This window comes from uncultured Mycobacterium sp. (assembly GCF_964249325.1).
Taxonomy (GTDB): Bacteria; Actinomycetota; Actinomycetes; order Mycobacteriales; family Mycobacteriaceae; genus Mycobacterium.
Map to the genome: position 1 here is coordinate 5340 of NZ_CAXUCH010000067.1, position 11908 is coordinate 17247.

9 protein-coding genes and 3 pseudogenes (1 of these 12 running past the window's edge) are annotated in these 11908 nt (G+C 63.0%); 6 read left to right on the plus strand and 6 right to left on the minus strand.

What is annotated here, in order from left to right:
* Positions 1 to 490: pseudogene (locus tag ACFE99_RS10895) on the plus strand (APC family permease) (it extends 1023 nt beyond the left edge of the window).
* Positions 491 to 571: 81 nt separating this feature from the next.
* On the plus strand, positions 572 to 739 hold the full coding sequence (locus tag ACFE99_RS10900; protein WP_375485089.1) for a hypothetical protein: 168 nt from the start codon (positions 572 to 574) through the stop codon (positions 737 to 739).
* A gap of 158 nt (positions 740 to 897) precedes the next feature.
* On the opposite strand, the gene ACFE99_RS10905 is transcribed toward ACFE99_RS10900, so the two are convergent.
* From ACFE99_RS10905 to ACFE99_RS10930, 6 genes are all read right to left on the minus strand, one after another.
* Entirely contained in the window at positions 898 to 1260 is a 363-nt protein-coding gene (locus ACFE99_RS10905) for a hypothetical protein (protein WP_375485091.1), read from the minus strand.
* 169 nt (positions 1261 to 1429) lie between these two features.
* Positions 1430 to 1756, minus strand: coding sequence for an STAS domain-containing protein (locus tag ACFE99_RS10910; RefSeq protein ID WP_375485093.1), 327 nt, complete (start codon positions 1754 to 1756; stop codon positions 1430 to 1432).
* Positions 1756 to 4326, minus strand: a complete 2571-nt coding sequence (locus tag ACFE99_RS10915) for a SpoIIE family protein phosphatase (protein WP_375485095.1) — start codon at positions 4324 to 4326, stop codon at positions 1756 to 1758. The genes ACFE99_RS10910 and ACFE99_RS10915 overlap by 1 nt, the downstream gene beginning before the upstream one ends.
* Positions 4327 to 4540: 214 nt before the next feature.
* A complete protein-coding gene (locus tag ACFE99_RS10920; protein ID WP_375485097.1) occupies positions 4541 to 5317 on the minus strand; it encodes a cell division protein DivIVA in 777 nt (258 codons plus the stop codon).
* A 153-nt stretch (positions 5318 to 5470) separates the two neighbouring features.
* Positions 5471 to 6733, minus strand: coding sequence for a hypothetical protein (locus ACFE99_RS10925; RefSeq protein ID WP_375485099.1), 1263 nt, complete (start codon positions 6731 to 6733; stop codon positions 5471 to 5473).
* A gap of 250 nt (positions 6734 to 6983) precedes the next feature.
* Positions 6984 to 7469, minus strand: a complete 486-nt coding sequence (locus ACFE99_RS10930; RefSeq protein WP_375485101.1) for a pyridoxamine 5'-phosphate oxidase family protein — start codon at positions 7467 to 7469, stop codon at positions 6984 to 6986.
* A 506-nt stretch (positions 7470 to 7975) separates the two neighbouring features.
* On the opposite strand from ACFE99_RS10930, the gene ACFE99_RS10935 reads away from it, so the two are divergent.
* From ACFE99_RS10935 to ACFE99_RS10950, 4 genes and pseudogenes are all read left to right on the plus strand, one after another.
* Complete coding sequence (locus ACFE99_RS10935; protein ID WP_375485103.1) at positions 7976 to 9481, plus strand: nitrilase-related carbon-nitrogen hydrolase; 1506 nt, start codon at positions 7976 to 7978, stop codon at positions 9479 to 9481.
* Positions 9482 to 10288: 807 nt separating this feature from the next.
* Positions 10289 to 10543, plus strand: coding sequence for a hypothetical protein (locus ACFE99_RS10940; protein ID WP_375485105.1), 255 nt, complete (start codon positions 10289 to 10291; stop codon positions 10541 to 10543).
* Between the two features lie 388 nt (positions 10544 to 10931).
* Positions 10932 to 11372 (plus strand): annotated as a pseudogene (locus ACFE99_RS10945) (helix-turn-helix domain-containing protein); the annotation flags it as partial.
* 145 nt (positions 11373 to 11517) lie between these two features.
* Positions 11518 to 11640 (plus strand): annotated as a pseudogene (locus ACFE99_RS10950) (integrase core domain-containing protein); the annotation flags it as partial.
* Between the last annotated feature and the right edge of the window lie 268 nt (positions 11641 to 11908).

Genomic DNA, 11908 nt, shown 5'->3' on the forward strand with positions numbered 1-11908 from the left:
CATCTTGTTCGCGGTGGGCCGTGATGGGCTGCTGCCGACGACGTACACAAAGTATAACACGCTCATCAACAAAACATTAAAAAAAAAAGTCATCGTCTCGGTCGTTCTGGCGCTGTTGGCGGGGCTGGTGCCGCTGGAGAATCTGGCTGAAATAGTTTCCATCGGCACGCTGATTGCGTTCATTGTCGTGTCGGCGGGTGTGATTGTCCTGCGGGTCCGAGAACCCGAGTTGCCCCGCGGTTTCAGGGTTCCCGGCTACCCGATCACACCGATTCTTTCAGTGGCGGCATGCGTCTACATTTTGGCCAGCCTGCACTGGTACACGTGGGTCGGGTTCACGGTGTGGGTGACGGTGGCGTTGATCTTCTATCTGGGTTGGGGCCGCAGGCACAGCGCCCTCAATGACAGCGGCGACGGCAGCATCGCCGTGGTCATGCCGGTCGAGGACGCCACGGCGCCGAAGAGCCGAAATATCGACGATGCCGTGTGATGTTAGGTCGCTGATCCTTCGCATAGCTGCGGGCTTCGGTAATGTCGTGCGGCCACAGCTTACCGGTGGGAGCATTTGCTGATGGACGACCGGGACGACCCCGAGAATCGCATCGCCGAGCTCGAACGCCAGCTGGCCGAACGGTCGCCCATTGTGCAATTCGGACACCAGGATGTGACGGTAACCACTTCCCCGGAGACGCCAGCGGCCCCGCCGCAATCGCCCACGCCGGCGGCATCTATACCGTGACCGTCTACCATTGGGGCACAACGAAAATCACTGAGTCCGGGATCCGCGTCACGGTGAACCAGGGCTGATCACCAGAAGTTGTTACAAAGTAGCGGTTTCGAGGACGTCCGCCTTGAGAACAGTTGGTACCCCGCATCAGACTGCTGTGCGTTGATTGGTCAGTCGGCTTTTTGCCAGGGCTGGCAGCTGTGCGTCAAGAACGCCTTATCACTCGGCTGCAAAGCGACTACCTGAGGGCCGGTGCTGATGTTGTTATCGATGATGTCAGTCGGATTAAGGCTGTTCAGCCGGGCCCAATAGCAATCGGATTCTCCTTCACTGCTTTTTCCGTCGGAGCGATAGGTGCCCAGCACGATGTCGGTACCGACTCGGTAGGTGCCATCGGTTTCGATGATCGTTTTGGGGAGGGGCGCCGCCGGCGGTGCATCGGTTACCGTCACTGTTTTGGTGATCACCGGTTGCACTGTGGACGTCACTGTGGCGACTGTCTGGCCTGGCGGCGCGCAACCGACGATCAGCATCACCACTCCCGCTACAGCAGTTTTCTTTCCTTGCACTGAAGGAGGGTAAGCACGGGAGCGCGGTGCTGACGCGCTTTCCGTGGCGAGGGGCCGAGCCGCCGTTACCGGGGCGGCGCGTCCTCGACAACGCCAACCGAGTTGAGCCTTGCCGACCCTATTCGCGGGTGTCTTAGCGTTCGGCTGTCGGCGGCGCGGTTTGGATGGTGGTCAGTTCGGTGAGGCCGCTGATCCTGAAGACGGGCATCAGGAGGGGGCGGGCGATGAGGTGGATGTGCTCGGCGTGGGTGAACAAGGCGTTGATGGCGGCGCTGTCCAGGTACTCCACCGCACTGAGGTCGACGGTGAGCTTTCCGCCGCTTTGAGCGGCCTCCGTGCTGGCGGTGGTGAGGGCCTGATCGAAAGTGTCGATATTGCTCAGGTCGATTTCCCCCGCTGCGATCAGCACGAGTTTCCCGTCGTCGCTGCGTGCGGTGTCCAGGGTGAGCGGTGCGGACATCAGGTGATCCTCGCGGAGAGCTGAACTGTGGTCCCGGCGGTGCCGGCGTTGATGCTGACGTCGTGCATGAGCCCACGCATGAGGGCGATACCACGGCCGCGGTAGGAGTCGCTGGCCGGTTGCAGAGGCTTCCACGAGCCCATGTCAGTGATCGTCACCTGCACCTGATTAACCAAAACGATCGCGTCCAAGCTAATTGTGCCCTCGGAAGTATGGCGGTGACCGTGCTCGATGGCGTTGGCGACGGCTTCTCCGGCGGCGACCAGCACGTCCATCGTCTGATCCGGCCCTATCCGGGCTCGGCTCAACCAGCTGCGCAAGGCGGTGCGGGTGGGGGCGAGGTGGCTAACGTGGGCCGGAAACTTCAACTCCAGCGGGGCGGGATGGCGGTAGAGCAGAAGGACAACGTCGTCTTGATATCCACCGTCTGGCGCCAGGCGCGACATGATCTGGTCCGCCAACTCATCCAGGGTGTAGGCGCGGCCTGCCTGAACCAGGGCGGCGGCGCGCGAAATTCCCTGCCCGAGTGCGCTGCGGCGACGCTCGACCAGGCCGTCGGTGTAGAACAGCAGGGTCGCTCGCGCTGGCACGGTCACGTGAGCTTCTGGGCGAGTCCAGTCGGTTCGTACTCCCAGAGCAATGGTGTGACCGTCCTTTAGTATCCGGGTCGTGCCGTCGGCGTATCCCAGGATGGGCGGCGGATGTCCCGCACTGGAGTAGACCAGGTCACCGGTCTCGGTGTCGAGCACCGCGCAGACGGCGGTGGTGCATTGGGCACCAGGCAGTCGCGCCGCGAAGCGGTCCAACCCCGCGAGAGCGGCACTGGGGCTGGGGTTCTCGAACAGCAGTGCGCGGCAGGCGCTGCGCACCTGCCCCATCACCGTCGCGGCGGCCAGGCCGTGGCCGACACAGTCGCCGACGATCAACGCGATGCACCCGTCCTCGAGGTCGACGACGTCGTACCAGTCACCGCCCACCTGTAGCGGCGGGCTGGCGGCCTGATAGCACGCCGCGAATCCGCTCGGTAGCTGAGCAGGGCCGAGGATTGCGTGTTGCAGCGCCAGGGCGGTTTCGCGCTGCTGGTCGACCTGGTGCACCCGCTGCAGGCCCTGGCCGAGGCGGCCTGCGAGCACGGTGAGCAAAGTCTGGTCCTCGAGGGTAAACGGCCGTTGCTCGGCCAGATCGATCCCGACGACGAGCACGCCCTCGGGATGCTGCAGCGCGATGCCCGCCGTCCCCGGCATTGTTGCGTTAGGGGTGAGTAAGTCGCCGTCGCGCAATGTCGTCAGCATCTGTCTGGTCTGGGATGGCAAGTCGACCCACCGCGCGGGCTCGCCGACCGCCACTACCTGCGGTGCGCCATCGGTGGTTTCCGTGGAGGAACTATGGGCCGGGAAGGTGACGGCCACAACCCGGCGTGCCCGCCATAGCCGACGCAGTTCCTCCGCCGCAGCGCGCACCGCGTCATCGACGGTGTCCGCTTGGGCGAGTTCCTGGTTGAGGGCATGTTGGCGGCCTGCTGCCAGCGCCAGAGCAATAGCAGCGTGCCGCGCGAAGTCACTGACGAGCTCGAGGTAATCGTTGTCGAACGGCGGCTGCAGCGGGCGGCGTGCCACAGCGATCACACCAAGCACCCTGTCGTCCGCAATCAGCGGCATGACGATCGCCGAGCCTTCACCGACGTCGGTGAATCCCTGGATCGGATAATGGAAGGAATCGGTAATCAGCGGTTGACCGCGACGAGCGACGCCGCCCGTCGTGGAGCCTTCCATCGGCACCTGCTGGCCAATCACCTGCGAGGCGTATCGGCCTGCCGTGGCGGACACGACAAGGGTGTCGACTTCGTCGGCGGGGAGATTGGGCTCCCTGGGAACCAGCAATATTGCCTGCTCGGCATCGGCCAACTCCAGCGCCCGGTTCACGATGAGCTGCAATGGCCCCGTCTGTGGGTCACCGGACAGCAGCGCGGTCGTGATCTCTCGACTGGCCTTCGTCCATTTCGCCGATTCACGTTCTCGCTCGAACAGTCGCGCGTTGTCGATGGCGGCCGAGGCCGCGGTGGCCAACGCCCGCACGGCGCCCTCGTGGGAGTCAGAAAACACTCGGCCCGGCCGGTCGTCAGCAAGGTAGAGGGTGCCGAAGTCTGCTGTCCGCACGGTGATCGGTATGGCGAGGAGTGCCCGCATCGGCGGGTCGTGTGCGTGCAGCGCGGTGGCCTGGGGATGTGCACTCAGATCATCGACGCGGAAACCGGCACCTACCGGAAGATCGCCTAGTCGACGCGCTGTGTCGTCGTCAATTCCTGCTCGGACGAAAAAGACCAGAGTCCCGTCGGCCGCGCGCATACCCAGCGCTCCATAGCGGGCGCCTGTTAGCTCCATCGCCGCGTTGACGATTCGATGCAACGTCGCGTCCAGGTCCAGATCGGAACTGATCTCGACGATGACCCGCACCAGTTGTTCCATCTGGTCGCGGGCTGCCACCAGTTCGTCAAGGTGTTCGCGCATTGGGCTTACACGCTCGCGCCGCTCCTGCCCGGCGAATGCCGATTCATCCGGGTCGTTGTCCATGGATACAACCTATTCGTTTGGTTCGGGCCGTCTTCCGATTCGGGCGCCGGCGAGACATGTGTCTGAAGACCTCAGCTGGAGTCAGGACGGGCCGATAGCTGACACCGCAGCGGTGTTAGTGCGCACTCGGCTACTGACCTGCAGTGGTCGCTGCGACATTCCCCATCGCCAGAGTTGTTGCCCTGCAAGGATTTGGCGGAGCCTTACTGGAGGCTCACCCCGTGCTGATTTTCTCGTTTAGTGGCGCCACCCCGTTCGTCTCCGGACTGGCCTCCAGCGAATTCTTCGCATCCTGGTATGCCGACTCAAGAGCGGCTGGAACCGCTTCTAGGTCGCGGTATACGCCCATCAACTGCTCGAGGACCTTGATTCGTTGCTGCTTCGCCACGACCACCGCCCGCCGGGCCTGCTCACGGTAATGATCAGCCTCCTGCCTTTCATCGGCGAGGAGCTGCTGACGCTCCTGCTGGGCGTCCTGCCACGCCGCATCGATCTCCGATTGGGTTTCGGCGCGCATCCTGGCCAGTTCGGCGTCGACCGTCTTCTTGGTTTCCTCATACTGAGCTTCTAGCGCGTTTCGCTTGGCGGCCAACTCTGCCAACAGCTCTTTGTGCTTTAGCTGCTCCGCTTCCGCTTCGGCCTTGGCCGCCGTGATCAGCGCCTCCGCCTCGGCCCGGGCCTCGGCCTGCATCTCGGAAACCTCGTCGACCGCACGCCGCAGCATCTCCCCCATCCGATATTGCACCGCGTGCGGCGAGGGTGAGGTGTCCCTGAGGACGGCGATTTCTTTGCGCAGCGTCGCTGTTTCGTCATCGCATTCCCGCAGCCGGGCCCGAAGGCTTTCGACGTCGTTTTGCAACAACTCCTGCTTGATGGTCAACGCCTCGATGTGGGCATCAACCGCGGCCGGAGCGTAGCCCATGAACGTGCGAGAAAACGTCTTTGCGGATTCGGTGTTCACTGCCACTTCCCTTCTGAAAACGCCTGGCATACTCGCTGAAACCGCCCCCGGGCGTCGAGACTATGTCACTGTCGTGCGTTGGCGCCGACACGAGCGCTCACGGCCGAGGGTAGCCGTGCAAGCGGTAGCGCAGCCAAGACGTCGACGTCGTACTGCGTACGGCGCCGTGCCGACCGCTCGCGGCTAGCGGTCAGATCCCGCTCCGCTTCCTCGGCTGATCATCCAGGCGACAAAGACCACTGCGATTGCCAACCCCCCATATCCCAGCACTGAGGGCCACCACGGTTCGCTGGGTTGGGTGGGCTCCTCGTAACCGGCCAGTGCCACCAAGAAGCTGCCATTGTCGGTCGGCCCGACGCCGGGCAGCGACTGGGTCTTGGTGATCCTAATCTGGGCGTTTCCGCTGGGATCCTTCGTCTGACCCCAGGCAAAGGTGGAGTCGTCGAGTAGGAAGGTGTCCTGGCTGTCGGCTGGTTGGCTATCGTCGTGGCCCACCACCACCACTTCGCCGACTTTGACGATCTGGTTACGGGCGGGGACATCGGCCAAGACGTCCTGGTAGACCTCCGGCGGCGCCGGCGGGGTGTAGTCCGGCGGCGGTGGGCCGTCCCAACCCTCCGGCGGTATCCAGGCCCCGCCGTAAAAGCTGCCCGATGCCAGATAGCTGCCGCCGACCGCGGTGAACGGGAACACGCCCGCGGTGGCGACGTCGAGCACGACCCGGCCACCGGCCGGCACATAAGCCTCCCGGTAGGCGCCGTTGTAGAAGTAGCGGAAGGTCATCGCCTGGTCGAGCGGGTTGTACAGGGCCGGGCGGTGATAGACGTCGTAGTCGACGTAGTCCCAATGGCGGGGGCGCGCCAACGACTTGTTGTCGGCCTTGACGACGTCGATGTTGGCGTTATGGGCGTTGACCACATCTTGCACCTGGTGATTGAAGTCCACGACCTGCAGCATCTGGTGCGTCGTGCGGAAATCAATGCGCGTCGCCGGCGCGTTTTTCGCGGCCGCTACCGCCTGCGGTGGCGCATCTACGCCCTTGGGCGGTGCCACCAGCGCAGCGTTTGTCGGCGCGCCGGGGGGCAGCGGATTGATCTTCGGGGCCCCTACCGGAATCGTGCTCGCGGACGGTGGACTTGGCGGAACGACCTCCGGGGTCTGCACCGGCGCCACGCTCGGCGGCGCGGGCTCCGGCGGAAGCTCGAGAGGTGGCAACGGCGCACTGCTGGGAGACGATTGGGCGGGGCGAGGTGCCGCTTCTTCGTAGCATGACCTTGTCGACGGAAGGTGGTATTCCGACACCCAAAAAAGGCATTCGTCGCAGAAATTGGGGTTTGACCCAGCTCCGACACACGGAGCCGCTTGCCCCACACCGGGTGTGCTGGCTACCACCGAGAACGGCGCGAAAGCCAGGGCGGCTGCAGCCGCGATCCCGAGTGCTTTCATTTCATGACCTTTCGGCAACCGCAATGGATCGGGAACTGCGATTACCAAGAGTGGTGCGGATGGTAGCGGCTGTGCCGTTACCCAAGCCAGTGTCGCACTTTTGTGACGAGGCCGTCATACGGGTTGGTGGTATGCCTTGACTTGCATTTCCGGGCCTGCACCCTACGGCCTGGCGACGCGGTCCGAGCGGTGACTGCGCTGCTACCAGGTCCCGAACTGGTTCCAAGATGCAACGCCGATCGGAGTCTGGCTAACCGTCGTTGATGAGATCGGCGAGGAAAGCGGGTATGCGGCCAGCGCCAAAGTCAAAGAACCGCGCCCATTGCGGCTCGATAGAGATACGAACCATCTCCTTGTAGGTCGATCGCACGTTGCGTTCGAACTCGGCCAGTTCAGGTCCCTCCATCGACCTCCTCGCTGCCGCGAGGTCCTCGTCGGTGACGCCGTCAACGGTTTCCAGTGTGGCAATGCCACGCACCAATAGGGCCTTTGCTTCTTCGGGTGCGCTGCCGGTGTCGATAGTCAATGTGACTTCCGGACGGGAGGAAAGCGCCCGGACCTTTGGAGAGCTCGGCGCCGTGGAGACAACGATGCGTTCGCCGGTCCAGTAGAACCCGACGGGGATAACCCGCGGGAAGCCGTCATGTCCGTTGTAGGCGAGGCGGGCCATGGAGCCGGAGAGCAGCTTTTGGGCATCGGGGTGTGCAAGCTCGCGGGCCAGCTCCTGCGTGTTCATCACACTCGTACTCCTACCCGAACCGTGGGAGCTGAACACGGCGGACACCCCCAAAAGCGACGCCTGGTTGGCGTACCGGGATTCCCGAAAGCAAGTGCGGTCAAAAACCGCCTCGGCTTTGATCGGGCTGGCAGGATTTGGACCTGCAACCACTTGACCCCGAGTCGGACATAGTGCGAATTTCGTTGTCTTGCAATGACCTCAAAGCAAAGACCCGATTGAACCTACGTCAGAAACGATCCACCGGGAACTAAAGAAACCGGCGCCACGGCATGTTGCTCCTCCCCCCGCAATGCGGATGCAGTGAATTTCTGCGCGGCCGCCGAACCGTTGATACCAGCGGTCATCAATCAGGCTACGGCGCCCGCGATAACGGTACTCACAAAACTGCACTCGGTTTCGCCGTCGCCGTTTGAATGGCTGACACTAACACCCGCCACTACGGCTGCGCAGTCGTTCGGAGATTCGCAGTTAACACTGAGACGTCTCACGAATAAATTGAAGGCATGGAGGACACAGGTAGCGCCGGACGGAACATGGGTTCGCCCGCACCGCCCGAGTCGAACTTCACAAGGCTGCTCAAGAAAATCGTCGACTTGGAGGATATTGACGCGACATGGTGGCGTATTGCAAGCGAGCTTCTGCGTTTCGCCGCAGAAAACATGCCCACCGCTACCAGTTGGGACAACCTGCCCCCTAACCAGCCCGACGCCACGGTGCTTCTGATATCCGGCGCAGCGCGAGAAGCTTTGAAGGACACAGCGAACAACGTGCCCGAGGAGGGCAAGCTATCCTTCGCCGCGAAGCAAGAGCGGGAGACCCTTCAAGCGGTCGCAATCGAGCAAGCAGCGCACGCGCCGTTTGATGAATCAATGAACGTGGTGGCGACTGCGCTGGGATTAGCCGAGGCAATTGACGGCCTCACTGGCCATACCTTCATGCCGTGGTACAAGGCCGAGGGCGATTTGAAGGTCAAGGCCGGAACCGTCTATCCGATCCGTGAACCTGACCCCGGTCAATGGTTGGGGGACAACGCGCCGAACACGCGCAAGAGCCATCTGCCGACTCGTCGGCTGTTAAGCACTGGGAGCCTGCGGGTGGCAACCGACGATATCGCCAGGTATTCCTTTGTCCTCGATTTTCGGTATTGGGACATCCTGAGTGAATTGGGCCGCAGCGGCCAACTCATCGCTGCGGTGGGGCAGCCCAATGCGGACCTGGATGATTTCGATGTCCGGCTGGACCACACACCCCCACCTACCTACGCCAACCTCGGTCCCAAAAACCACAAATCGCAGGCGCAGCTCGTGCGTCATCTGATCGACGCATCTGGAAAGGCGAACGCGGAAATCCTCGTGCTCCCCGAGTACGGCCTCGCCTCATCGTCGAAAAAGCTAGTCGAAAAGGAACTGTCATCGATCGGCAAAATACCTCGGCTAGTGGTGTCTGGCGTGTCCTCGGGCACAGACGCTCAGGGATACGTCATCAACGACGCCATCATGATCATTAGCACGGACGGCAAGCCACGCACAATCAACGTGTCCCGCAAGATCCATCCCGCCGAGATTGCGGGCTTCACCGAGCGCGTTCGACAAAGTTCGGAGGTGCGGCTGCTATTCACAGATCAGTGGACTATCGCGACCGTCATCTGCTTCGACGGGATGGACGACGACATCATTACCCAGCTCGCCGCCTTGGGCGTGAACCTGCTGCTCGTCCCGTCGCTCAGCGCCAAGACGGCGGCAATGACCGGCATGGCTACGTCGTTGTGCACTCGCAGCCAAGCGTTCGTGGTCATGGCGACCGGCCCGGCGCGCTGGGAAAGCAGGGCGATGGGTATCACGTCGCCGCCGGACCTTCGATGGGAAGCCGTTTTCGGCGGCCCGTACGCGATCGGACCGGCGACGCAAGAGGCCCGTTCCACCTCAACCGCCTTGTCGACTTACCCTCGGAGCAATCTCTGGACATTCGAGTACGGCGCCCGCCAGCTCAACGCGTACGCCGTGCTCTGACACAACAGTTGACAACTGTTGTGGGAATCGTACGATGGGCTGCATGGGAAACTTCTCTACCGCACAGCTGGCTGGTCTGCTTAACAGCTTGGGCGAACGCGCACGATCGTTGCCCGAGCCTGATCTTCGGGCGGCGATCGGCCTGGTGAGCGATATCGGGCGACTGGCGGTCAGCGGTGGTGAGGCCGACGTTCGCGCCACCCAGAGTGCGGTTGGCGCGTTGAGGGAGCACATTGGAGCACCCGAGGACACCCAAAGCGCACCGTCCAAGCGCCTTCGGAGCGCGGATGGTCCTACGTATCTGGCTGGCGCGATGTGGGCATTGTCGGAAGTCTTGGACCGACGCTTGGAATCGATAGACGCGCAACGCGCCCACAGCGCCTACCACACCCGTAAGGAAAAGGTATCGCAGCTGGTGTCTGATGCCCTGATAAGACACGACTGTCTGTCGCCGTCGGACCTTCTACCTTTGGAGTTGGAGGATGGGACAAGGGTGCGCCGCGACGAACTCTCACGCGCGTTAGGCGCCTTTATCGACAACGGCTGGGTCCAGCTCCTTTCGGGTGATCAGGGCCGAAAGAAATTTTTTGCCCTCACGCCCGCCGGCAGGGATGCCCTGGGGAGCGTTCCCGTGTGGTTCACAGAACGGGAGCGGGAGTGGGCTGGGTCCGCCGCTGCACAGGAAGCGACAGTGCGGCCACCGCGCGGAATTTCAGCGCCGGGCTATGAGGCTTGACCCTTGGTCTGGCTGACAGTTTGTATGCCAGAACATGGTTGACGGATGTGTCGCGACATAGTTGGCACCTCATGTTGCTGTGGGAGGTCGGCCATGTGTCGAAGGCGCAGCTGGTCATCACCGCCGCCGCACCCGCCCACACCGTGGCCCAGCTGCAAGCTCGCCCCGACCAATTGAGCACCTACTACAACACCATCCGGGCGCACCGGCCCTCGCCAGACATACACCAGCAAGCGTTTAACCCCCGACCCAAAGCCTTCCCCACTACCGACGACATCACACGCACTACGGGTGCCGCCACCACGGCACCCAGGTCATCGTGTTGATCAACGACCGCGACTCCCGGCTTGGACCACGACACCGACGTCAGAATCATCAACGCCGCCACCGGAGAACCACTGCGCGACTTCACCCTCAGCCAACCAGGGACTATCAACCCACCGGTGCCCCCGAAGGCCCCGAACGGACAAAGCTCTGAACCCTAACGCAGGTTCAGAGCTATTCCGATGTCTTGAGACTTCACATGCTCGGACTGACAGTGTCTGGTTTCAGGACATAATTGACGGCTGTCTCGCGACAAAGTTGACACCTTCACCAGCGTGGGAGTCGGCCATGTCGAAGGCGCAGCTCGTCATCACCGCCGTGGTGCTCGAAGGCCGCAGCAAAACCGAGGTAGCACGGGACTAGTACCTGTCCCGGCAATGGGTACACCAGCTGGTCACCCGCTATCAGACCGAGGGAGCCGCGGCGTTCACGCCCCGCTCGCGGCGACCGCACACCAACGCCCGCGCCGTGAGCCACGAGGTAGAAGAACGCATTGTGCGGCTGCGCAAAACCCTAGACAAAGCCGGCTACGACGCCGGCGCCGCTACCATCGCCGGACACCTCGCCCGCGACACCGACACCACGAAAACTCCTGCCCTATCCACTATTTGGCGCATCCTGACCCGCTGCGGTTTCGTGGTCCCACAACCGCACAAACGACCTCGCTCAGCCTGGAAACGCTTCTGCGCCGAACAACCCAACCAGCTCTGGCAAGCCGACGTCACCCACTGGCGCTTGGCCGACCACACCGAGGTAGAAATCCTCAACCTGCTCGACGACCACTCACGCACGGAACTGGCCAGCCTGGCCCGACCCACCATGACCGGCCCCGACGTGGTCGACACCTTCCTTGCCGCGTTCGCCCGTTGGGGCACCCCGGCCTCGGTACTGACCGCAACGGCGCCATCTTCACCGCCACACCCCGGCGCGGCGGGCGCACCGCCCTGCAAGCCTCGGCGAGCTGGGCATCAACTACATCAGCTCGCGCCCCTATCGCCCACAGACCTGCGGCAAGGTCGAACGCTTTCACCAAACCCTCAAAAAACGCCTCGCCGCCCTACCACCGGCCCGATCGATCACCGAACTACAAACCCAGATCGACGATTTCCTGGCCTACTACACCGTCCGACCACACCGGGCGCTGCACCGCCACACCCCCATCGAAGCATTTAACGCCCGGCCCAAGGCCTTCCCCCACGGCTTCCAGATCCCCCCGCACTACCGCGTACGCCACGACCGCATCGATGCCGCCGGCGTGATCAGCATCCGCTACAACAGCCGCCTGCACCACATCGGCCTCGGCGAGCGACGCCGCGGCACCCACCTCATCGTCCAGGCCGCAATTCTTCCTGCGCTCGAGGCCGCAG

What these genes read in the sequence shown, in the direction of transcription:
- ACFE99_RS10915 (WP_375485095.1), bottom strand. Translation starts at nt 4,326, where the DNA reads ATGGACAACGACCCGGATGAATCGGCATTCGCCGGGCAGGAGCGGCGC.
- ACFE99_RS10905 (WP_375485091.1), bottom strand. Translation starts at nt 1,260, where the DNA reads ATGCTGATCGTCGGTTGCGCGCCGCCAGGCCAGACAGTCGCCACAGTG.
- ACFE99_RS10930 (WP_375485101.1), bottom strand. Translation starts at nt 7,469, where the DNA reads ATGAACACGCAGGAGCTGGCCCGCGAGCTTGCACACCCCGATGCCCAA.
- ACFE99_RS10935 (WP_375485103.1), top strand. Translation starts at nt 7,976, where the DNA reads ATGGAGGACACAGGTAGCGCCGGACGGAACATGGGTTCGCCCGCACCG.
- ACFE99_RS10920 (WP_375485097.1), bottom strand. Translation starts at nt 5,317, where the DNA reads ATGCCAGGCGTTTTCAGAAGGGAAGTGGCAGTGAACACCGAATCCGCA.
- ACFE99_RS10940 (WP_375485105.1), top strand. Translation starts at nt 10,289, where the DNA reads ATGTTGCTGTGGGAGGTCGGCCATGTGTCGAAGGCGCAGCTGGTCATC.
- ACFE99_RS10925 (WP_375485099.1), bottom strand. Translation starts at nt 6,733, where the DNA reads ATGAAAGCACTCGGGATCGCGGCTGCAGCCGCCCTGGCTTTCGCGCCG.
- ACFE99_RS10910 (WP_375485093.1), bottom strand. Translation starts at nt 1,756, where the DNA reads ATGTCCGCACCGCTCACCCTGGACACCGCACGCAGCGACGACGGGAAA.
- ACFE99_RS10900 (WP_375485089.1), top strand. Translation starts at nt 572, where the DNA reads ATGGACGACCGGGACGACCCCGAGAATCGCATCGCCGAGCTCGAACGC.